The sequence below is a fragment of the Tanticharoenia sakaeratensis NBRC 103193 genome (assembly GCF_000963885.1).
GTDB classification, from domain to species: domain Bacteria; phylum Pseudomonadota; class Alphaproteobacteria; order Acetobacterales; family Acetobacteraceae; genus Tanticharoenia; species Tanticharoenia sakaeratensis.
The window spans coordinates 66,997-87,588 of sequence record NZ_BALE01000010.1 but is presented as its reverse complement, the minus strand read 5'-3'; the positions used below and the strand labels follow the sequence as shown (position 1 = coordinate 87,588).

20 protein-coding genes are annotated in these 20,592 nt (G+C 63.9%); 9 read left to right on the top strand and 11 right to left on the bottom strand.

All coding sequences use genetic code 11. The annotated features are described in order from the left end of the window. Nucleotides 1-122: 122 nt before the first annotated feature. Together B8446_RS04255 and B8446_RS04250 are read right to left on the bottom strand one after the other, a co-directional pair. Nucleotides 123-2,009: a potassium transporter Kup gene (locus B8446_RS04255; RefSeq protein ID WP_048847571.1), complete on the bottom strand. Its 1,887-nt coding sequence runs from the start codon at nucleotides 2,007-2,009 to the stop codon at nucleotides 123-125. Between the two features lie 40 nt (nucleotides 2,010-2,049). Further along, nucleotides 2,050-3,228, bottom strand: a complete 1,179-nt coding sequence (locus B8446_RS04250) for an outer membrane beta-barrel protein (protein WP_241767628.1) — start codon at nucleotides 3,226-3,228, stop codon at nucleotides 2,050-2,052. A gap of 67 nt (nucleotides 3,229-3,295) precedes the next feature. Here B8446_RS04250 and B8446_RS04245 point away from each other — a divergent pair, with 67 nt between their 5' ends. Beyond that, on the top strand, nucleotides 3,296-3,754 hold the full coding sequence (locus B8446_RS04245; RefSeq protein WP_048847569.1) for an iron-sulfur cluster assembly scaffold protein: 459 nt from the start codon (nucleotides 3,296-3,298) through the stop codon (nucleotides 3,752-3,754). Here B8446_RS04245 and B8446_RS04240 read toward each other — a convergent pair. From B8446_RS04240 to B8446_RS04225, 4 genes are read right to left on the bottom strand one after another with little or no spacing between them, the layout of a single operon-like run. After that, nucleotides 3,733-4,050: a cytochrome o ubiquinol oxidase subunit IV gene (locus B8446_RS04240; protein ID WP_048847567.1), complete on the bottom strand. Its 318-nt coding sequence runs from the start codon at nucleotides 4,048-4,050 to the stop codon at nucleotides 3,733-3,735. The two genes, B8446_RS04245 and B8446_RS04240, sit on opposite strands and share 22 nt — an antisense overlap. Beyond that, on the bottom strand, nucleotides 4,047-4,673 hold the full coding sequence (locus B8446_RS04235) for a cytochrome c oxidase subunit 3 (protein ID WP_048847565.1): 627 nt from the start codon (nucleotides 4,671-4,673) through the stop codon (nucleotides 4,047-4,049). Before B8446_RS04235 ends, B8446_RS04240 begins: the two co-directional genes overlap by 4 nt. Next, entirely contained in the window at nucleotides 4,670-6,706 is a 2,037-nt protein-coding gene (locus tag B8446_RS04230) for a cbb3-type cytochrome c oxidase subunit I (RefSeq protein ID WP_048848008.1), read from the bottom strand. The genes B8446_RS04235 and B8446_RS04230 overlap by 4 nt, the downstream gene beginning before the upstream one ends. 39 nt (nucleotides 6,707-6,745) lie before the next feature. Beyond that, entirely contained in the window at nucleotides 6,746-7,645 is a 900-nt protein-coding gene (locus B8446_RS04225) for a cytochrome c oxidase subunit II (RefSeq protein ID WP_048847562.1), read from the bottom strand. A 233-nt stretch (nucleotides 7,646-7,878) separates the two neighbouring features. Here B8446_RS04225 and B8446_RS04220 point away from each other — a divergent pair, with 233 nt between their 5' ends. Continuing rightward, nucleotides 7,879-8,700, top strand: coding sequence for a class I SAM-dependent methyltransferase (locus tag B8446_RS04220; protein WP_053053696.1), 822 nt, complete (start codon nucleotides 7,879-7,881; stop codon nucleotides 8,698-8,700). Between the two features lie 27 nt (nucleotides 8,701-8,727). Here the strand turns inward: B8446_RS04220 and folE are convergent, their stop codons facing one another. Genes folE through folP form a run of 3 tightly spaced genes read right to left on the bottom strand, consistent with a single transcriptional unit; the run spans nucleotide 8,728 to nucleotide 11,037 of the window. After that, entirely contained in the window at nucleotides 8,728-9,336 is a 609-nt protein-coding gene (folE, locus tag B8446_RS04215) for a GTP cyclohydrolase I FolE (protein ID WP_048847560.1), read from the bottom strand. Further along, nucleotides 9,326-10,216, bottom strand: coding sequence for a 2-amino-4-hydroxy-6-hydroxymethyldihydropteridine diphosphokinase (gene folK / locus B8446_RS04210; RefSeq protein ID WP_048847558.1), 891 nt, complete (start codon nucleotides 10,214-10,216; stop codon nucleotides 9,326-9,328). Before folK ends, folE begins: the two co-directional genes overlap by 11 nt. After that, nucleotides 10,213-11,037 carry a dihydropteroate synthase gene (gene folP, locus B8446_RS04205; RefSeq protein WP_048847556.1) on the bottom strand — a complete coding sequence of 275 codons (825 nt, stop codon included), beginning with the start codon at nucleotides 11,035-11,037 and terminating at the stop codon, nucleotides 10,213-10,215. Before folP ends, folK begins: the two co-directional genes overlap by 4 nt. Before the next feature lie 258 nt (nucleotides 11,038-11,295). Here folP and B8446_RS04200 point away from each other — a divergent pair, with 258 nt between their 5' ends. The 7 genes from B8446_RS04200 (at nucleotide 11,296) to B8446_RS04170 (ending at nucleotide 17,327) form a co-directional block, all read left to right on the top strand. Beyond that, the gene (locus B8446_RS04200; RefSeq protein WP_084712089.1) at nucleotides 11,296-12,516 is read left to right on the top strand and encodes a S1C family serine protease; all 1,221 of its coding nucleotides are present in this window, start codon (nucleotides 11,296-11,298) and stop codon (nucleotides 12,514-12,516) included. A 136-nt stretch (nucleotides 12,517-12,652) separates the two neighbouring features. After that, nucleotides 12,653-13,612, top strand: coding sequence for a fatty acid desaturase family protein (locus B8446_RS04195; RefSeq protein ID WP_048847555.1), 960 nt, complete (start codon nucleotides 12,653-12,655; stop codon nucleotides 13,610-13,612). Nucleotides 13,613-13,865: 253 nt separating this feature from the next. Then, the gene (locus tag B8446_RS04190; RefSeq protein ID WP_048848002.1) at nucleotides 13,866-14,546 is read left to right on the top strand and encodes a winged helix-turn-helix domain-containing protein; all 681 of its coding nucleotides are present in this window, start codon (nucleotides 13,866-13,868) and stop codon (nucleotides 14,544-14,546) included. A 16-nt stretch (nucleotides 14,547-14,562) separates the two neighbouring features. Then, entirely contained in the window at nucleotides 14,563-16,047 is a 1,485-nt protein-coding gene (locus B8446_RS04185) for a sensor histidine kinase (protein WP_084712062.1), read from the top strand. Continuing rightward, nucleotides 16,044-16,337: a hypothetical protein gene (locus B8446_RS04180; RefSeq protein ID WP_048847553.1), complete on the top strand. Its 294-nt coding sequence runs from the start codon at nucleotides 16,044-16,046 to the stop codon at nucleotides 16,335-16,337. The genes B8446_RS04185 and B8446_RS04180 overlap by 4 nt, the downstream gene beginning before the upstream one ends. A gap of 18 nt (nucleotides 16,338-16,355) precedes the next feature. Then, on the top strand, nucleotides 16,356-17,051 hold the full coding sequence (locus B8446_RS04175) for an SIMPL domain-containing protein (protein WP_048847551.1): 696 nt from the start codon (nucleotides 16,356-16,358) through the stop codon (nucleotides 17,049-17,051). A gap of 39 nt (nucleotides 17,052-17,090) precedes the next feature. Continuing rightward, a complete protein-coding gene (locus B8446_RS04170) occupies nucleotides 17,091-17,327 on the top strand; it encodes a DUF3072 domain-containing protein (protein WP_048847549.1) in 237 nt (78 codons plus the stop codon). Between the two features lie 569 nt (nucleotides 17,328-17,896). On the opposite strand, the gene infC is transcribed toward B8446_RS04170, so the two are convergent. After that, nucleotides 17,897-18,418, bottom strand: a complete 522-nt coding sequence (infC, locus tag B8446_RS04165) for a translation initiation factor IF-3 (protein ID WP_048847546.1) — start codon at nucleotides 18,416-18,418, stop codon at nucleotides 17,897-17,899. Nucleotides 18,419-18,630: 212 nt separating this feature from the next. Continuing rightward, nucleotides 18,631-20,553: a threonine--tRNA ligase gene (gene thrS, locus B8446_RS04160; RefSeq protein WP_048847544.1), complete on the bottom strand. Its 1,923-nt coding sequence runs from the start codon at nucleotides 20,551-20,553 to the stop codon at nucleotides 18,631-18,633. Nucleotides 20,554-20,592 lie beyond the last annotated feature (39 nt).

The window sequence follows — 20,592 nt, the reverse complement described above, 5'->3', positions numbered from 1 at the left end:
ATGCAGCGCGGCGTCGGTCTGTGACGCCGTTCGAGACGTTCCGACTGCTCTGATCATGTCCGTGGTACCTGAGACAGGTGCCGCGGCAGGCTCGCACCGTCCGCATATGGCGGGATCGCGCGCTAGATCCCGACCTGATGCCCGATCTCGATCAGGCGCTCGCGCGGCAGCGTGAAGCGGTCCGGCGCACGCACGGCGTTGCGGTAGAGAAAGCCGAACAGCAGCCTGCGGAACATGTTCATGCGGGTTTTCTGATCACTGGCCACGATGTCGTCATCCCCCACGATGAACAGCACCTCGGACAGATCGACCTGACAGCCCAGCTCCTTGGCCTCGCGCAGCACGGCAAACAGGTTCGGGATCTCGACGAAGCCGAACTTCACGCCGATCTGCCACATCTTCTCCGCCGTGCGACGGACCTGCATCCGGTCCTGTTCGAGGATACGGGGCACCGACTCGAAGCTGACGTTGAGTGCGACCGTGACCTCGGGAAGCGACTGGAAATCCGCGACATGGCGCGCGACCAGCGGCGGCACCGCGCTGTCGTAGCGAGAGAGGAACACGAAGCTGCCCGGCGTGCGCATGAGCGTGCCGTTATCGAGTTGCGCCAGCACATCGCTCGCCCGCTCTCCCAGCGGGGCGAAGCCTTCGCGCATGAGATCGACGCCGCGCCGCCATGTCGTCATGATGATGAAGATCGCCAGCCCAATCGCCAGCGGCACGTAGCCGCCGCGGGCGATCTTCATCAGGTTGGCCACGAAGAACACCATGTCGATCGCGCCAAAGAACAGCGCGATGCCGCCGGCCACGACAAACGGCCAGTTCCACTTCTTGCGCATGACGTCGAACATCAGGATCGTCGTCATGAGCATCGTGGTGGAAACAGCGGTGCCGTAGGCCCCGGACAGATTGTCGGACGACCGGAAGAACAGGGCGACGGCCAGCGTCACCATCATCAGTATCCAGTTCACGACGGGCACGTAGATCTGCCCGTATTCGGTATCCGAAGTCTGGCGGATGTTGAGGCCGGGGAACCAGCCGAGCTGCATGGCCTGCCGTGTGAGCGTATAGGCGCCCGTGATGATCGCCTGGCTTGCAATGATGGTCGCAAGGGTCGCAAGCACCACGACCGGCAGGATCATCGGGTGCGGCAACATCGCAAAGAACGGATTGGCGGTATTGCTCGGATGCGCCAGCAGGTAGGCCGTCTGGCCCGCATAGCTCAGGATCAGCATCGGCAGCACGACGACACCCAGAGCCAGACGCACGCTGGGCCGTCCGACGTGACTCATGTCGGCATAGAGCGCTTCGGCGCCTGTAACCGAGAGGAACACGGCGCCGAGGATCACCAGACTGCGCTGGTAATGGACCAGCAGGAAACGCAGGCCATGGATCGGATCGAGGCCGACGAACACGCGCGGCATCGACAGTGCTTCATGGATGCCGAGAATGCCGATCAGCGCGAACCAGAGCGCCATCACCGGCCCGAAGACCTTGCTGATATGGGCCGTGCCCAAGGGCTGGATCATGAAGATCCCGAACAGGACCACGACAGCCGCCGGCAGGACATAGGCGTGGACGTGAGGCGCTACGACGCCGATGCCTTCGATGGCGCTGAGGACCGAGATCGCAGGCGTAATGGCGCCGTCGCCATACAACAGGGCCGCGCCGAACAGGCCCGCTGCCGCAAGCAGCGTCGCGCGGGAATGCCATGATGCCCCGAAACGGGGCCCGACCAGCGACAGGAGGGCGAGAATGCCGCCCTCCCCCCGGTTGTCGGCGCGCATCACGAGGACTGCGTATTTGAGGGCGACGACGATCACCATCGTCCAGACCAGAAGCGAAAACCCGCCCAGCAGGGTCTCCGGGTCGGTGGCGCCCCCGGTGTCGTTCATCACGGTCTGGAACGTATAGAGCGGGCTTGTGCCGATATCGCCGAAGACGATGCCGAGCGCTGCCAGCGCACCAGGGACCAGTCGTCGTCCCTCTTCATGTTCAGCGCTGCTCATCGCATGTCGCCCATTGTCGTTCCCTGCATCAGGTGGTCTTTCAGAATCCGAGTGTCGCGTCGCCGCCGAATGTGAACATGCCGCAATTACGGAAGCCGTTGAACGGAGCGGTCCCGTTCAACGACCGGTCGAAGCGGATTTCGGGACGGAGCTGGAACAGCCTGACGCCATGCCCCAGCTTCGGGCGCCAGCTCGCATTCAGGCTGAGCGCGCCATAGGTCGTGGCCGGTGCGTTCGATACAGGCGCCGGTGCCCCGAGAAGGACGCGCGCATAGGCCGTATCGGACTGAAACTGCGTGACGAAACCGCCGCTGTTGTCGCGATAGAGCTCGCCGCGGTAGTTCAGCGTGAGATCGGGCGACATCTGCCAGGCGAGCCATGTCACGACGCTGTAGGTCGATGCATGCAGCCCGTCGTCGTGCACGGTGTTGAATTCGATGGTCCCGTTGAGCGATTGGGTCATCTGCCAGGTCGCGTTCAGGTCGTTCCAGACGCGCTGGGCCGCGTTCGCCCGCATGCCCAGTGCCCGAACGGAATTTTCCGGCCCGATGCGCAGCAGATATGTGAATGCAAGCGCGCCATGGGCGAGGCCATGACCGGAAAGTCCGACATAGCCCGCAGGCTCTGCATTGTTGTCTCCACGGCCGAACGACGTCTGGTTTCCGGTATCGATGCCGAACTGAACGTCCAGCAGAGGGTCCAGATGCCATTGGAAGATCGCGCCGACATGCTCGAACGGCGTCGAATATTCGGTCGTATAGGCCAGGGTGTAGAAGGCGCGAGTTGTCGGATCGAGAGTTTCCACACCCATGGGCGAGGTCAGCACGCCGAACTGCCCGTCGAGCCCGCCTTTGGTCAGCCATGGCAGATGTGCCGCGACATTGGCGAAGACCGGCATGATCTGATAGCGCCCGCTCAACAGCTTGTCCGAAATTCCGGCGATTGCGTAATACCGGGCGTCCGCACCATAGAGCACGCGCAGATTGGCCCCCAGACCATAGCCGCCACCGATGTCATCAACCGGCTTGGTCAGCGTCAGCGTGAGCTGGTCGAGCTGGGGCTGGTTGGCATGGTCGGGGGAGAACTGGCCAAAATCCAGGGCATCGGCCGGACGCGCGGGATTGGCCATCAGACCGCCCTCGATCTGGGCGCCGAACGTGATGTCATTGAACACGGGCGACGCTGCATGTGCCGGCACGATCGAAAGCGACGCGGCCATGCACATGACATGGATTGTCAAACGCGCGGGCGCATCCATGTTTAATGTCCATGAACGATCACGCTCCATGACCGGCCACACGCCCCTTGCATCACCGGCCTACTCCGCTGAGATCGCGGATCTGGCCCGAACCGCCGCCGTCATCGGTCCGCTCCCCGCGCCGAGTTGCAGCGCGGAAGCACGTTCGCGCGTCTGCGGCAGCCGGATCCGGGTCGACCTGTGCGTCGAGGCAGGTCGTGTTACGTACTATGGACACAAACTCAACGCCTGCCAGATCGGGCGCGCAAGTGCTGCCGTGCTGGCATCGTCCATTCCGGATCAGGGGCTGGACGACTGCCGCAGCGCACTGGATGCGCTCGAGGCCCTGCTGCGCAAGGAGCAACCATTGCTCCCGCCCGGCTGGGAAGCGCTTCAGGCTCTGGCCCCCGTCGCCGATCTACGCAGCCGCCATGCGGCAGCACGCCTGCCCTTCCTTGCGACGATCGCAGCACTCGAGGGCTGCGATCACATCATCATCGCGCGCTGATTGCCGATCACCCACAGCGTGCCGCCGGCCATCAGGATCACGATACACACCGAAAACAGGATGAGCTGCAGGTCGTGCCGATGATTGGACGACAGGTCGATATGCAGGAAGCAGCGGAAATGGACGAGAATCTGCACGATTGCGCAGATCGCGATCATCCAGAGCAGGCCCGATGCCGGGAGCAGCCCCAGTGCGACGGCACCGAAAGGCACGGCTGACAATACGAGCGCGAGCACGAGCCCGACCTGATAGACCCGGGCGTCGTGCGCTCGTTCCTTTGCGTCCTGCGCGCTCATCCGACCAGTCCTTGCAGATACACGACAGAGAAGATCCCGACCCACATCACGTCGAGGAAGTGCCAGAACAGGCCCAGGCGCAGCAGGCGCGTCTTCACGAGCGTGTCGAGCCCGAACATCCTGACCTGTGCGATCATGACGATGATCCAGACACAGCCGCACGTTACGTGCAGCCCGTGGGTTCCCACCAGCGCGAAGAACGACGACAGATAGCCCGACCGGCTGGGCGGGCCGCCTTTGCCGATCATGTCCACGAAATCGTAGATCTCGTATCCGAGAAAGACGAGGCCCAGGCCCAGCGTCACCAGCAGCCAGGTCTGTACGCGGCCCGGAGCATCGTCATATTTCATGGCAAGCGAGGCCTGCCCGAAGCTGAACGTGCTGAGCAGAAGTGCCACCGTTTCGATACCGGCATTCCTGATGTCGAACAGCTGCTTCGGACCCGGGCCGCCCGCCATCGAGTGCAGCATCGTGCCGTAGGTCGCAAACAGGAGCGAAAACAGCACGAGGTCGCTCATGAGGAAAACCCAGAAGCCGAACAGGACTTCCTCGGTCTGGTCGCGGGTCTCGGCATCCTCCCGATGCAGGTTGAGACCCGGATGCTGCTTTACCTGCCCGCTCATTCTGCTGCCACCGTCGCAAGCCCTTCGTTTTCGATGCTGAGTTCCGCATTGCGGTCACGAGGCGGGAGACTGTGAGCCAGACGCAGCCACGCTTCTTCGGTCTCGCGCACCTCGGCGGCGGGAATCACCCGCTCCGTGTCGCGGTTGAAACTGCGCACGATGAGCGCTGCGAACATGGTGGCGACACCCACGATCGCGAGCCACCAGATGTGCCACGTCAGGGCAAAGCCTGCGGCGCCCCCGGCCACGCAGATGACCGGGCCGATCGCGGCATTCTTCGGAAGAACGATGTCCTCGTAATGCTCCGGCGCGCGATAGGCCGAACCGTCATGCTTGGCGTCGAGGAAGGCATCGCGGCCATGGACCGTCGGGAGCACGGCGAAATTGTACTCGGGTGGCGGGGCCGCGATCGACCATTCGAGCGTGCGCCCGTCCCACGGATCGCCGATCGGCACCGCCTGCTGTGCGCGGTCGCGGATGCTGACCACGAGCTGGATCACGAGGCACGCCAGCGCTGCCGCGATGATGAGCGCGCCGACTGCCGCGATCAGCGTCCAAGGACGATAGGCCGGATCGAAATACTCCGCCGTGCGACGCGGCATGCCGAGCAGCCCGAGCGCATAGAGCGGGAAGAATGCGAGCACGAAACCTGCAATCCAGCACAGGCAGGCACGGCGTCCCCAGGTCTCACTCAGGCGGAAACCGAACGCCTTGGGGAACCAGTAATGATAGCCGGACAGCATCCCGAACAGGGTTCCGGGAATGATGACGTTGTGAAAATGCGCCACCAAAAACAGGGTGTTGTGAACCTGATAGTCGACGCCCGGGTTGGCCAGAACGATGCCCGCGCACCCGCCGATCGTGAACAGGATCATGAAGCCGATGGCATACAGCATCGGCACCGTCAGACGGATCTCGCCGCGGAACATCGTCAGCAGCCAGTCGTAGATTTTCACGCCCGTCGGGATGCCGATCAGCATGGTCGCAATGCCGAAGATCGCATTCACGTTCGCATCCTGCCCCATCGTGAAGAAGTGGTGCAGCCAGACGGTGAACGAGAGAACGGCGATGACCATCGTCGCGTAGATCAGCGACGTGTAGCCATAAAGCGTCTTTCCCGAAAACGTCGCGATCGTCTCGGAAAAGACACCGAAGGCGGGCAGCACCAGGATGTAGACTTCCGGATGGCCGAACAGCCAGAACATGTTGATGTAGTTCATCATGTTCCCGCCCATGCCGTTTGTGAAGAAATGCATGTCCGCATAGCGGTCGAGCGCCAGCAGTGCTGTCGCGAGCGTGATCGCCGGCATGGCGAAGATCATGAGGATGGACGTGCACAGGCATGTCCACGTGAAGAGGGGCATGGCCATCAGCGTCATTCCCTCGCAGCGCTTCTTGTAGATCGTGGCTGCAAAGTTGATGCCGGTCATGGTCGTGCTGAGCGAGCTCAGTGTCAGCGCCCAGATCCAGTAATCGACGCCCATGTCATTGCTGAAGGCCAGTTCGGTATAGGGCGGATAGCCGGACCAGCCGCCGGTCGAGAACTTGCCCAGGACGAGCGAGATCATCATCAGAACGCTGCCGCCGATCGTCATGCCGAGACTGACCGAATTCATGACCGGGAACGACACGTCGCGGGCGCCGATCTGCAGCGGCATGATGAGATTGAAAAGCCCGATCAGGAACGGCATCGCCATGAAGAAAATCATGATCGTGCCATGGGTCGTGAAAAGCTGCGCGAAATGCTCGGGCGGCAGGATGCCCTGCTGCTGAAAGGCGGTCGCCTGATGCACACGCATCAGGATCGCCTCGATCGCGGCCCGCAGCAGCATGATCAGTGCCACGATCACATACATGATGCCGACCCGCTTGTGATCGACGCTCGTGAACCACTCTTTCCACAGATACGTCCAGGCTTTCGCCCGGGTAATGACGACGATACACGCAATCGCACCGAGCACGACCATGGATGCGGCGATCGTTGCAATGACGCTGTAGAACGGCAGGGCCGAAAAGCTCAGGTTTCCGAACACCGCGAAACGGATATTTTGTGACAGCATCGCTGGATGTCCTTACTTCGTGGCCATGCTCGGGCTGTATCGATCGACGACGGACTTGAAGAGATCCGGCGGTGCTTCGGAAAAACTCGGCATTCCGGTCAGTGACGAGGCCTGGGCAAGCGTGTGGGCCGCTTCCTGCGCCGAACCCTGACGGGCGATCACGGCGTATGTGGCCGTATCAAGCCGCGGCTGGGTTTTCAGGCGGTTGATCCAGGCCTGGAAATCGTTCTCCGACAGGGCCTCGACGTCGAACCGGTCGTCCTGGAAGCCCATACCGTTGAACTGGGTGTTCTTGCCGTCGAAATGGCCGGGGTTGATGGCCTGAAGGTTCAGCTGCGTCACCATCCCCGCCATCGCATAGATCTGACTGCCCAGCGCCGGGATGAAGAAGGACTGCATCGTCGAATCACTGGTCAGGAAGAACCGCACCGGACGACCGGCGGGGATTGCGAGCTTGTCGACGCTTGCCACGTGCTGATCCGGATAGATGAACAGCCATTTCCAGTTCAGGGCGACGACCTGAACCCGCAAAGGCGGCGGACCGGGCAGCGGATCGTAGGGCGAAAACCGGTTTTCCGGCCCGATGACCAGCAACGAGAGCAGCAGCACGATCAGGCACGGAACGCCCCAGATCACATATTCCAAGGGACGGGAGAGCCCCCAGTTCGGCCGGTATGCCCCACCCGCGTGGCGCCGGTAGCGCCAGATACATAATGGAAGTCCGATGAAGATCGGAGCGGCCACGACGGTCAGTATCAGCAGGATCTCGATCAGCCAGTGACGCTGGCTTGCCGCAACGATCCCGCCCGGCGACATGAATGACGAACCGGGCGTCCCGCAGCCGGACAGGAAGACACTGGCCAGTGTCGCGCCGAGGCCGGATGCAATGCGCCGGCCACATGCGCGCCTCATCGCCGCCTGCTCCGCGCAATGGCGTCATCGTCCCAATGTCTCACACAGCACCTTCCCGTTTTGTCGCGTGCGGGGTGCAACGAATCATTTCCGGGTTGGGTTCGTCGAAAACGTGCCGGGAATGTGATCGCCCGTCGCTATCCTGCCGATCATGGTGCGGACGTCACATGTGCCGCAGCGCACCATGTGCCATGCTCCACGCCTGAAATCCTTCCTGCGGAGCTCCTTCAATCATGTCGCATCGCGCCTTCCTGTCGGCCGGGGCCGTCGCCCTGAGCATCCTGGCGTTTCCCGTCGCGTCCCATGCCGATGATCCGGCACTGACGCAGGCCGTTCATGCGCCCACCCGGTCCCCGAAACTCGTCGATCGGGATGGCGCACGGCATCCGGTCGCGGAACTGTCGTTCTTTGGCATCACACCGTCATCGACGGTCGTCGAAATCTGGCCGGGCGGCGGATACTGGACGCAGATCCTTGCACCCTACCTGCACGATCACGGCACCTATGACCTGGCACTCGGCCAGCCGGACGGCACGCCGATCGAACGGGAGTTCGGTCTTTCGCCCAAGCTGAAAGCGATGCTGGATGGGGCGCCTGCGGTCTATGACCATGTACATCTCACCGCGTTCGGTCTGCACCATCCGGCGCCCGCTCCAGCGGGCAGCGCCGATTTCGTCCTGACGTTTCGCAATCTGCACAACTGGATGAGCGAAGGCGACGCGCAGACACTGTTGCGCGGCATCCATCATGCACTGAAACCGCATGGTATTCTCGGCATCGAGGATCATCGCGGCAACACACGAGCCCCGCAGGACCCGAAGGCTGCCGACGGTTACGTCCGACAGGATTATGCTATCCGGATGATCGAGAAGGCCGGATTCAGGCTGGTCGGCACATCCGAAATCAATGCCAATCCGCGCGATACGGCGAACTGGCCTAAGGGCGTGTGGACGCTTCCCCCGTCACTCGCGCTCGGCGACAAGGACCGCGCGAAATATCAGGCGATCGGGGAAGCCGACAATTTCGTGCTGAAATTTGAAAAAGTCGGTCGGTGATCGGTCGGGCGCGATCGGCCCTCCCGGTCACGCCTTCAGCAGCGCCATGATTTCCGCACGGGCCGCCAGATCGTCAGCCCAGATTCCACGCGCCTTCATCGTGATCGTGCGCGCGCCATGTGCGCGCACGCCGCGCATCGCCATGCACAGATGCTCGGCCTCGACCACGACGAGAACGGCACGCGGAGCCAGCGTCTCGACCAGAGCCTGCGCGATCTGATCCGTCAGGCGCTCCTGAAGCTGCGGACGCCGTGCCAATACCTCGACGGTTCGGGCTATCTTGCTCAACCCCGTCAGGACGCCGGCATCCGGCAGGTAGGCCACATGCGCGCGGCCAAAGAACGGCAGCAGGTGATGCTCGCACATCGCGTGAAAGCCAATATCGCGCACGATCACCGGTCCTTCGTGGTGATCGGCCACGAAGCGGGTGCGCAGCGGCTCACGGGGATCCGCGTGCAGTCCCCCCAGCGCCTCGAGATACATCCGCGCCACACGTTGCGGCGTGTCGTGCAATCCTTCACGCGAGACGTCTTCGCCCAGTGCCTCGAGCAGGTCGCGCACGGCGCGCGCAATGCGCACGTCCGCGTCGGCCGGGCGATCGATCGGCCCCAGCGGCCGCAATCCTTCAGTCTTCATGGGATATGTCTGCCTCCATGGAGCGTCGTTCGGCATCGCCGGGCTTGCGCGGCAATGCCGCGAGCAGAGACGCAACCGTGCGTCCCGCGACACGATGATCGGGCGCGATTTCGGCCAGCGGGGCCAGGACGAAGGCGCGACCACCCAGATGCGGATGGGGGAGCGTCAGCACCGGGTCGGCGCAGGCGATATCGTCAAGGAACAGCAGATCGACGTCGATGACGCGCGGGCCCCACCGGACCGCCGGCGCCCGCCCGAGCGAGGCTTCGATCTCCTTGCACAGCCGGAGCAGCGCATGGGGGCCGAGCGTCGTTCGCGCCGTCACGCAGAGATTGACGAACCCCTCCTGCGCCACGCCGCCCCATGGCACCGTGTCATACAGGGAGGACACGTGCGCGATCCTGACGCCCTCAGCCGTGCCGAGCAGGGCCAGCGCCGACTGGAGGATCGTCTCCCGCTCGCCCTGGTTGCTGCCGAATGAAAAGGCGGCCAGCCGGGCCCGCTGCCGCCGCACGGACACCGCGACATGGTCGAGCGCATGCGGCACCGCCGCACCGGGCTTGCGCACGCCGACCTCGATCCAGACGATGCGTGCCTGCGCGGCCAAGGCCGCATCCGCGATGCGATCGGCCAGCGTCTCGATAAGACGGAACGTACGATCTCGGGCGATGTTGACCGCCAGATCGCTTAACGCGCTGTAACACACGGCCTGCACATAATCGTCGTCGCGGATGGCGGCGTCGATCTCAACCTCCGCGTCGATGTCGATGAAGAACCGCTGGCCGAGGCGCGTCTCCTCCCGCATCACGCCATGACGCGCGAACACGCACAGATCGCGCACCCTCAGGCGCGTCGTGCGGGCAAACCCCGTATCCGTCATGATGCGCTCTCCGCAATCGCGGCCGTCATGCGAACAGCGTCAACATGCGCTGCCACATCGTGCACCCGCAGGATCGATGCGCCACGCCCGACACCCGCGAGGCCCGCGGCCAATGTCCCGCACAGGCGCGCACCGACATCGCGCCCCAGCACGTGACCGATGAAGGATTTGCGCGAAACTCCCAGCAGGATCGGCAAACCGTAATCCGACAGATCGTCAAGGCGGGCGATGCAGCGCAGGTTCTGTGTCGGCGTCTTGCCGAAGCCGATCCCGGGATCGAGGATGATCCGGTCCCGTGCGATCCCCGCACGATCCGCGATCTCCAGCGTACGATCGAAGAACCGGCGCATGTCAGCCACGATGTCGCAGGCAGGATCGATGTCATGGCGGTTGTGCATGACGACGACCCAGGCATTGCCGGCTGCGACGACGGCGGCCATGTCCGGGTCGCCCTGCAGGCCCCAGATGTCATTGATGATCGCGGCACCGGCCTCGAGCGCCGCCCGGGCGACGCTGGCCTTGCTGGTATCCACGGAGACGGGGACGTCCAGAGCGGCGACAAGCGCCCGCAGGACCGGCAGCACGCGGGCCGCCTCTTCCTCGGCACTGACCGGCGTTGCGCCGGGACGGGTGGACTCGCCGCCGAGATCGAGCAGGTCGCAGCCGTCCGCCGCCATCTCGCGGGCATGGTCGAGCGCGCGCGACACGTCGTCGAACCGGCCGCCATCGGAAAATGAATCCGGCGTCACGTTCAGGATGCCCATGATCATGGGCATCGCAGAGGCGCCCGCGATCCGGCGTGCGAGATCCGGGCGTGTCATGGGTGTTGTCGCGGGCATACCCAACTGAAGCCACCTCGCACGGCAGAAGGAAAACATCATCCCGCAGCCGGGACGGGCGGGGAGCGCTCTCTAGCCAATCGACCGCCCTGCGTCCACTCGCAGACACAGCCGGCGGAACAGTGTTCCGGCACCTGCGCGGGTCGTGCCGTATCGGCATCCGGAACCGTCCCTTCGGATAGATATGGCGCTTTCGGACAGGTGCGCTATCGTTCCGGGCATGACGGCACCGCATTCTCGATGAGTTCCTTCCGTTTCTCCCTGACGGCCGGACTGGTTGCTCTGGCAGGTTGCGCTGCGGGCCTGGCTGTCTGGGGCACGGAGCCTCGCGCCGCCGACGCGCCCGCTCCGGCGTCCGCCGCGCCGCAACCCGCTGTCGATCCATCGCAGCCCCCTGCCGCCGCGCACCTGCCGTCCCCGGATACGCTTCCGCCAACGGTCGCACCACCGGCGCCGTCCGTGACCGGACCGCCCCCGCCACTCTTGGTCGAATCCCGGCCGATGACCTTCGCGCCGCTGGTCAAGCGCGTCGTCCCGGCCGTCGTGAACATCGCGATCACACAGAACAGCAGCGCCAACGCGGGACACGTGCCGGCCCAGCTGCGCGGAACGCCGTTCGAGAAGCGCTATCGCGACCGGATGCGCCAGCGTCAGGAAGAGGTTCTGGGCGCGGGGTCGGGTTTCATCATCGATCCGTCCGGCATCATCGTGACGAACAACCATGTCGTGGGCGATGCGGATATCGTGACCGTGTCGCTCTACAATGGACAGGAACTGCCCGCGCGTCTGCTGGGCGTGGACGAGCTGACCGACATCGCGGTCATCAAGGTCGACAGTCCGAAGCCCCTTCCCTTCGTCACATGGGGCGACAGCCGCTCCGTCGAGGTCGGCGACTGGATTCTGGTGGCAGGCAACCCGTTCGGTTTCGGCTCGTCGGTCACGGCCGGCATCGTCTCGGCCCGTGGACGCGATATCGAGGCCGGCGATCTCGACGACTTCCTGCAGCTCGACGCGCCGATCAATCCCGGCAATTCGGGCGGACCGGCCTTCAACATGCGCGGGCAGGTCGTCGCCATCAACACGGCCATCGTCTCGCCGACCGGCGGATCGGTCGGCGTCGGGTTCAGCATTCCGTCCGAATACGTGGCACCCATCGTCGAGGAACTGCGCCGCCACGGTCACATCGACCATGGCTGGCTCGGCGTCGTGCTGGATGACGGCGACAATGCCGTGACCATTGTAGGGCTGGATGACGGAGGGCCTGCGATGAAATCCGGCCTCAAACGCTCCGATGTCGTGCTCAGCGTCAATGGCACCGCTGTCGACAGTGCCCGGGCACTCCTGCGCGACGTAGCCGCCGCCCGCCCCGGGGCGACGCTGACGCTGAACATCTCCCGCCACGGTCAGAAGCGCGACGTTCCGGTCAAGGTCGGCAGCCGGCCGGCAGACGCCAACGAATAAGAGACGCTCCCCCGCGCGGCACGCGACGCCGCGTGAAATGTGACAATTCAAATCTCACCCCGGCGTTCTGCTTGCCACACCGGGGCGTGCTCATTAACACAGACCGAAATCGGCGTTTCCGGATTTTGAGGTCTGCATGAATGCCGAGGCATCCCCCTTCTGCCCGATCGAGCGCGCGGAGACGATCCGTTCGGTCAAGAGCTTCCAGCGCCCCGACCTGCTGACCAGCATCGGCCAGACGGTTTCGACCGTCGGCGCCCTGCTCGTCTGTTACGCGGTCCTGCTCGTGGGTCTCGCGCATGGGCACCGCATGGTTCTGCTGCTCGCACCGGTCGCGACCGGCCTTGCGATCCGGACCTTCACGCTGCAGCACGATTGCGGACATGGCTCGCTGTTCCCGGGCGCGCGCGCCAATGCGCTGGTCGGACGTCTGTGTTCCCTGCTCACGCTGACACCATACGACCACTGGCGGAGCCATCATGCGCTCCATCACGCCGGATGGAACAACATCGACAGCCGCGGGCGCCTGTCCGACATCTATTCGGACTGCATCACGATCTCCGAATATCATGCCATGACCTCGATGCAGAAGGCGGTCTATCGCCTGTCGAAGCATCCCGTCATTGCATTGCTGCTGATGCCGCCTATCATCTTCTTCATCGTGTATCGCATCCCGTTCGACACACCCAGCGCCTGGCGGCGCGAGCGTCTCGGGGTTCATCTGACCAATCTGTGCCTCGTCCTTCTGTACGGCGGCCTCGGATATGCGTTCGGATTTGCGACCGTCGGCCTCGTCACCCTCTGTGTGATCTATCCGGCGAGCATCATCGGCGTCTGGCTGTTTCTCGTGCAGCATAAGTTCGAAGGCGTTCACTGGGTCGGGCAGGACGCCTGGGACCCTTTCGAGGCCTCGTTGACCGGGTGTTCGTTTCTGCGCCTGCCCGCCGTCCTGAACTGGTTTTCCGGCAGCATCGGTCTGCATCACATCCACCATGCAGCGCCCGGCATTCCGAACTATCGCCTTGCCGACTGTCATGAGGCCCATGCGGTGTTTCAGAACGTCAAGACGATCGGCTTTCGCGAAGCCGTCCGCTAGATCGCCAGCCACACGCTGTGGGACGACGTGGGCAAGACGATGGTCCCGTTCCATATCGCACGCCGCCGTCCGCCCGAAACCGCCGCAGCTGCGGCCTGCGGATAACGGTTTCGATCGCCTGCGGGCCATGCACCGCTCCCGTCGATCCCTGTGCGCCCTATCGGAGCGCTGCGTAACGGACTAATTTGAGAGCCGGGCGCATGAGCGACGGCCGATCGCCGCCGCACGCGTGATCGAGGGAGCGGACGATTTCATGCGTATTCTGCTGGTCGAGGACGATCCGACCGTTCGGAGCTTCACCGCCAAGGGCCTGCGTGAAGCGGGACACGTGGTCGAGGAATCGGACAATGGCAAGGACGGCCTGTTCATGGCGGTCAGCGAGAACTTCGATCTCGTCATCCTTGACCGGATGCTGCCCGGCGGGATCGACGGCCTGCGTATTCTCCAGACCCTGCGGTCGCAGAACAACGCGACGCCCGTCCTCATTCTCTCGGCACTGGCCGACGTGGACGAACGCGTGGCCGGCCTGAAGGCGGGCGGCGACGACTACATGACCAAGCCGTTCGCCTTTTCCGAGATGCTGGCGCGTGTCGAGGCGCTCGCGCGTCGCGGCCGGGCCGAACAGGCACCGCAGACGAAGCTGAGCGTCGCCGATCTCGAGATCGACCTGCTCTCGCGCACGGTCAAGCGCGGCAACGAGAGGATAGATCTCCAGCCCCGCGAATTCCGCCTGCTGGAATTCCTGATGCGTCATGCAGGCCAGGTGGTGACCCGCACGATGCTGCTGGAGCGGGTGTGGGATTATCACTTCGACCCGCAGACCAACGTAATCGACGTCCATGTCTCACGCCTGCGGCAGAAGGTGGACAAGCCGTTCGATACCGCACTGATCCACACGATCCGCAACGCCGGCTACATCCTGCGCGCGGAATAGGACGCGACACTCCGCCATGATGCGCACCATCGTAGCCTTCGTCCGGCTCAGGCTGCGCTCGGCGGGCCTGAGCTTCTCGCTGGCCTACGGGCTTCTGTACGCGCTGTCGTCGGCGCTGTTCCTGTCGTTCCTGTGGTGGCGGACCACAGGTCTCATGGAACGTCAGGTCGAGCAGGCGGTCGATGCCGACTACCATGCGCTGGCCGAGCACTGGGTGCAGGATGGCCTGCCCGGACTCGTGCTCGCGATCCAGGACCGGCTCGAGCAGAACGTCGATGACGATGCGATCTATCTGCTGGTCGCACCCGACGGCCGCAAGATCGAGGGCAATCTCGTCAGCTGGCCCCGGAACGTCACCCGGACGGACGTGAACTACGAACGCGCGATCCTGCGCGACGGCGTCAAGGCGACGTCGCTGCTGCATGCCTACGACCTGCCGGGCGGCTGCCGGATCATCGTGGGGCGCGACATCCGGGGCCGCGCGATCCTGCGGCCGCTGCTGGCGGACACGCTGGTCTGGTCGTGGGTGATGGTGACGCTGCTGGCGGTCGGCGGCGCGCTTGTCGTGCGCGGCATCTTCAAGCGCATCGTCTCCTCCATCGCCCGTACGACGGCCGCGATCACCCATGGCGACATGGCGCAGCGCGTGCCGCTGATGGGCAACGAGGTCGATCTCGTGGCGGTCGTCGTCAACGAGATGCTGGACCGCATCGTCCGTCTGATGGACGGCGTCCGGCAGGTTTCCAATGCCATCGCCCACGACCTGCGCACGCCGATCTCGCGCGCACGCGCCCAGCTCGAGGACGCGGCGCTGAACTGCCACACGACGGACGAGCTGCGCGGCGCGATCGAACGCGCCGTCAGCGATCTCGATCATGTCACCGCGGTCTTCGAAGCCCTGATGCGTATCGCGCAGATCGAGGCGGGCGCGCGACGCGCGGCGTTCGAGACGTTCGACTTGGCGACGGTGCTGACGGATATCGGCGAACTCTACAGCGCCGCCGCCGAGGACGCGCATCTCACACTGACGACCGCCCTGCCCGGCGAGCAGCAATTCTACGGCGATCAGAGGATGATCCAGCAGGCCGTTGCCAACATGCTGGACAACGCGATCAAGTTTTCGCCGCAGGCTTCGACGATCACGCTGTCCTGCGCCGTGGATTCGAAATCGGCGCCGCAGCGTCGGGTCACGATTGCCGTGTCCGATGAAGGGATCGGCATGAACGAGAGCGATCTCGCGCGGGCTTCGGAGCGCTTTTTCCGTGCCGAGACGGCGCGCAATACACCCGGCGCGGGCCTTGGCCTGTCGCTGGTTCAGGCCATCGCCCAGCTCCATGGCGGACATCTGGAGCTGTCGCGGCGTAATCCCGGCCTGCGGGTGGCCCTCGTCCTGCCGCTCGCCACCAAGCCGCCGCCTCGCACGGATCGCAACAGCATGACGCAGGATTCATCCGCGTCCCATCTGTCCGCAACCCCCGTTTTGGTATCAGGCAGCGCATGATGGTGCGATCCCTGATTTTCGTGAGTGCCACGTCCGTCGTGCTGCTATGTGCCGCAGCGCCGGATGCGGAACAGCTCGGCTGGCACCCGGCGAGCGACGCCGTCGTGGTGACGACCGACAGTCTCGCCTACTGTCACACGCTCGAGCGCACCATTGAAACCCGCGCTCCCGCCTCGTTCCAGAATGTCCGCCTGCTGGAGACCCAAGGGGCCCGCCTGTGCGATTCAGGACATGTAAGACCGGGGATCGACCGGCTGCGCCGTGCGTTGCAACTGCTTCGTCATTCATAACGCACGGTTTTTTACACAATGCTGTTCCTGTCCCTGCTGTCGAGGGTCGCCGTCGGCGGCGTTCTCATCGCCATGCCCGTCACTGTCTGGGCACAGGCTACGCCCACGGATCCCTCCACCGAACTCAGCCTCGATGCCGAAGGGCGGGCGGATGCCAGTCCCGATACCTTCACGGCTACCCTCTTCGCGCAGGCGACATCCGCGAGCCTGTCGACAGCGCAGGGCACGCTGAACACGATGGTCGATCGGGCGATGACGACGGCAAAGGGTCATCCCGGCATTGATGTCACGCGCGCCGAATACGAGGCCTCCCAGAATACCGACAAGCCCGCGCACTGGGTCGCGCAGCAGACGATCCGCATCAGGAGCACAGGCCAGAAGGACGACGGCAAGGTCGTTCTCGAGACCGTGGCAGCGCTCCAGGCACAGGGATTGGGGGTTTCCGGCCTCGACTGGTCGATCTCGCCGGAGCATCGCGACGCGCTGGTCGCCACGGCGCGCCTGAACGCGATTCATGCACTGCAGGCGCAGGCGCGGGCGGCGGCAGAAGCACTTGGGCTGCATGTCGTGCGGTTCAAGACGGTCAACCTTGCGACATCAGGGGGCTTTCGACCGCAGGTCATGATGGCCGCCCGTTTCGCCTCGCCACAAAGCACGCCGCAGACCCAGGATGTTCAGGTCACCGCCTCAGGCACGGCGATCCTGGCTCCGTGATTTTTGGGAACACAATGCGAACATACGCGTTGTGCCTTCATGAGCAAGAACCCGAAAGTACCGGCCGCGGACGAGCAGGATCTGCCGTCCAACACCGAGAAAAACCCTGACGACTGGAGCACGGGCGGCGAAAGCATGACCGGTGCACAGGCGTCCTATCTCAAGACGCTATGCGAGGAAGCGGGCGAGTTGTTCGAGCCCGATCTCAGCAAGGCGGGTGCATCGAAGAAGATCGATGCGCTGCAGAACAAGACGGGCCGCGGTCACTCGCACTGATCCATCCGTCGAATGTGGTCCTTGATGTGCGGGCGTGGTTCAGAGCTGTCGCCCGCAACTTTCTGCCTGTTTTTTCCGCAGCGTCCGCAAGAAGCGGGATACGCTCAGGATCGATGATATCGCGGTGGCATACGCGTCATCCCAAGCGTTGAGCGAAACCGATCAGATGCCAGATAAAAAGCATGTTCGGATGCGGAAGCGTTCTGCTCTGTATCAGGCTTTCCTGTTTATCCGGCCCGGCTGTTCCAGGTAGCGGCCAATGCCTGAACGGGCGCCTATTCATCTGAAAAAGGCGGCTTCTGTGCATCAGACCGGGCGAGTCGATGTTCCGTGAACAGGAAGCCGTCTCATCCACCGCATACTGCTTTGCGATTATCAGCATCATTCGATTGCCGAACGACGATTGAGGTTCCTTAGCAATAGATGTGCAGAGGGCGTGCGCGATGTCTGCCTCGGCCTGCTGCGCGACATGAAGAGCTGCGTCACGCTCGTTTCGACGGCCAGCCAGACAATAAAAAAGCCCGGGGTGAAGCCCGGGCTTTTTTCAGATCTTCATGACCGGCGTGCGATCAGCGCGGCGCAAGGACCATGACCATCTGGCGATTTTCAAGACGCGGCATCTGCTCGACCTTCGCCTTCTCGTCCATGGCAACGCGAATGCGCTCGAGAACCTTGATGCCAAGTTCCTGATGCGCCATTTCGCGACCACGGAAGCGAAGCGTGACCTTGACCTTGTCGCCGTCGTCGATGAACGTATTCATCGCCTTCATCTTAACCATGTAGTCATTTTCGTCGATATTCGGACGAACCTTGACTTCCTTGATCTCGATGACCTTCTGCTTCTTGCGCGCCTCGTTCCGCTTCTTCTGCTGTTCGTACTTGAACTTGCCGTAGTCGAGGATCTTGCAGACAGGCGGCTCGGCCGTCGGGCTGATTTCAAGCAGATCGAGGCCTACGCCATAGGCCTGGGCCAACGCGTCGCGCGTCTGCATCACGCCGATCATTTCCCCATCGGCATCGATCAGGCGCACCTGCGGCACGCGGATTTCTTCATTGACGCGCGGCCCTTCACGAGTAGGCGCGGCTTGCATCGGCGGTCTGGCTATGGTCGGCTCCTGTCGGTCGTCAAACTCTGTCCGGCAATGCCTATCGCACGAAACCCGTTCCGGGTTTGCCGTTCACCGAAGGTTTACTTCAACGGCACGCACGCGCGACAGCACATGGCCTGACCCGCCGGACATAATGCGCCGCTGCCCGGCGTGCAAGGCGAGACTCCGCGCGCCCGTGCCGCATTCTGCACATGTCAGCGCAGATCGGGCGGCGTAGCCTCCGCACCCAGCGCTGCGATGGCCGCATCGAGGTCCAGAACCTCCTGTGCCGCGCCGCCGAGCCTGCGCAGAGCGACCTGTCGATTCTCGGCCTCGCGACGGCCGACGACGAGGATGACCGGCACGCGGGCCAGACTGTGCTCGCGGATCTTGGCGTTGATCTTCTCGTTGCGCACGTCCGCCTCGGCCTGCAGGCCGGCCGCCTTGAGCGCCGCGACGACCTCCTCCGCATAAGGGGCCGCATCGGTGACGATCGACGCCACGACCACCTGCACAGGCGCAAGCCATAGCGGGAACTTGCCGGCAAACTGTTCGATCAGGATGCCGATGAAGCGCTCGAAGCTGCCCAGGATCGCACGATGCAGCATGACGGGCCGATGGCGCGCGGAATCCTCGCCGATATAGGACGCATCGAGACGCTCGGGCAGAACGTAATCCACCTGCAGCGTGCCGCACTGCCAGTCACGGCCGATCGCATCCGTCAGCACGAACTCGAGCTTGGGGCCGTAGAATGCGCCTTCGCCCGGATTGTATTCGTACTCGACGCCTGCCAGCGCGCAGGCATCCTTCAATGCCTGCTCCGCCTTGTCCCAGCTCTCGTCGCTGCCGGCCCGCTGTTCCGGACGGTCGGCGAATTTCACGCGGAAGCTCTCGAAACCGAGGTCGGTGTATACTTCGCTCAGCATCGCCACGAACTTCGCCGTCTCCGGCGCGATCTGGTCGTCCGTGCAGAAGATATGCGCATCGTCCTGCGTGAAGCCGCGCACGCGCATGATGCCGTGCAGGGCGCCCGACGGCTCATAGCGATGGCAGGCGCCGAACTCCGCCATGCGCAGCGGCAGCTCACGATAGGAGCGCAGGCCATGGCGGAAGATCTGCACGTGACACGGGCAGTTCATGGGTTTCAGCGCGAGGGTCTTGTCCTCGTCCTCCACCGTCGCGATGAACATGTGCTCGCGATACTTGTCCCAGTGGCCTGACGCCTCCCACAGCGAGCGATCCACGAGCTGCGGCGTCCGCACCTCCTGATATCCGCCCCGTGTCTGCGCACGACGCATGTAGTCGGTCAGCGTGGTGTAGAGACGCCAGCCCTTCGGGTGCCAGAAGATCGAGCCGGTCGCCTCTTCCTGGATATGGAACAGGTCCATCTCGCGGCCGATCCGGCGATGGTCGCGGCGCTCCGCCTCTTCCAGACGGGTCAGGTACGCATCCAGCTCCTTGCCGTCGCGCCAGGCCGTCGCATAGATCCGCGTCAGCATCGGATTGCGATGGTCGCCCCGCCAGTAGGCGCCCGCGACCTTCATCAGCTTGAACGCGGAGCCGACATCGCCCGTCCCGCGCATATGCGGCCCACGGCAGAGATCGAGCCATGCGCCCTGGCGATAGATCGAGATCGCCTCGCTTTCCGGCAGGTCGCGAATCAGCTCGGCCTTGAAGCGCTCGCCCTTGTCCTCGAAATACGCGATCGCCTCGTTGCGGTCCCAGACCTCGCGCTCGAACGGCGCGTTGGCTGCGATGATCTCGCGCATGCGCGCCTCGATCGCCTCGAAATCCTCGGGCGTGAACGGCTCGTTGCGAAAGAAATCGTAGTAGAAGCCGTCCTTGATCGGCGGACCGATGGTGACCTGCGTGCCCGGCCAGAGAGACTGCACGGCCTCTGCCAGCACATGCGCCGCATCATGCCGGATCATCTCCAGCGCCGCCTCGTCCTTGCGGGTGATGAACCGCACGGAGGCATCCTGCGCGATCTCGGTCGACAGGTCGCGCTCGGCGCCGTCGACGATCATGGCCAGTGCCGCCTTGGCAAGGCCCGGGCCGATGCTGGCCGCGATCGTGGTTCCCGTGACCGGCCCCTCGAATGTGCGGACGGAACCGTCGGGAAGGGTGATCGCGGGCATCGGAACTCTCCAGATCAAGCGTGGTCCGCCATACGGTCG

What these genes read in the sequence shown, in the direction of transcription:
- B8446_RS04250 (WP_241767628.1), bottom strand. Translation starts at nt 3,228, where the DNA reads ATGGCCGCGTCGCTTTCGATCGTGCCGGCACATGCAGCGTCGCCCGTG.
- B8446_RS04235 (WP_048847565.1), bottom strand. Translation starts at nt 4,673, where the DNA reads ATGAGCGGGCAGGTAAAGCAGCATCCGGGTCTCAACCTGCATCGGGAG.
- thrS (WP_048847544.1), bottom strand. Translation starts at nt 20,553, where the DNA reads ATGCCCGCGATCACCCTTCCCGACGGTTCCGTCCGCACATTCGAGGGG.
- infC (WP_048847546.1), bottom strand. Translation starts at nt 18,418, where the DNA reads ATGCAAGCCGCGCCTACTCGTGAAGGGCCGCGCGTCAATGAAGAAATC.
- folK (WP_048847558.1), bottom strand. Translation starts at nt 10,216, where the DNA reads ATGACGGATACGGGGTTTGCCCGCACGACGCGCCTGAGGGTGCGCGAT.
- B8446_RS04170 (WP_048847549.1), top strand. Translation starts at nt 17,091, where the DNA reads ATGAGCAAGAACCCGAAAGTACCGGCCGCGGACGAGCAGGATCTGCCG.
- B8446_RS04175 (WP_048847551.1), top strand. Translation starts at nt 16,356, where the DNA reads ATGCTGTTCCTGTCCCTGCTGTCGAGGGTCGCCGTCGGCGGCGTTCTC.
- folP (WP_048847556.1), bottom strand. Translation starts at nt 11,037, where the DNA reads ATGACACGCCCGGATCTCGCACGCCGGATCGCGGGCGCCTCTGCGATG.
- B8446_RS04195 (WP_048847555.1), top strand. Translation starts at nt 12,653, where the DNA reads ATGAATGCCGAGGCATCCCCCTTCTGCCCGATCGAGCGCGCGGAGACG.
- folE (WP_048847560.1), bottom strand. Translation starts at nt 9,336, where the DNA reads ATGAAGACTGAAGGATTGCGGCCGCTGGGGCCGATCGATCGCCCGGCC.
- B8446_RS04245 (WP_048847569.1), top strand. Translation starts at nt 3,296, where the DNA reads ATGACCGGCCACACGCCCCTTGCATCACCGGCCTACTCCGCTGAGATC.
- B8446_RS04190 (WP_048848002.1), top strand. Translation starts at nt 13,866, where the DNA reads ATGCGTATTCTGCTGGTCGAGGACGATCCGACCGTTCGGAGCTTCACC.
- B8446_RS04180 (WP_048847553.1), top strand. Translation starts at nt 16,044, where the DNA reads ATGATGGTGCGATCCCTGATTTTCGTGAGTGCCACGTCCGTCGTGCTG.
- B8446_RS04200 (WP_084712089.1), top strand. Translation starts at nt 11,296, where the DNA reads ATGAGTTCCTTCCGTTTCTCCCTGACGGCCGGACTGGTTGCTCTGGCA.
- B8446_RS04225 (WP_048847562.1), bottom strand. Translation starts at nt 7,645, where the DNA reads ATGAGGCGCGCATGTGGCCGGCGCATTGCATCCGGCCTCGGCGCGACA.
- B8446_RS04240 (WP_048847567.1), bottom strand. Translation starts at nt 4,050, where the DNA reads ATGAGCGCGCAGGACGCAAAGGAACGAGCGCACGACGCCCGGGTCTAT.
- B8446_RS04220 (WP_053053696.1), top strand. Translation starts at nt 7,879, where the DNA reads ATGTCGCATCGCGCCTTCCTGTCGGCCGGGGCCGTCGCCCTGAGCATC.
- B8446_RS04185 (WP_084712062.1), top strand. Translation starts at nt 14,563, where the DNA reads ATGATGCGCACCATCGTAGCCTTCGTCCGGCTCAGGCTGCGCTCGGCG.
- B8446_RS04255 (WP_048847571.1), bottom strand. Translation starts at nt 2,009, where the DNA reads ATGAGCAGCGCTGAACATGAAGAGGGACGACGACTGGTCCCTGGTGCG.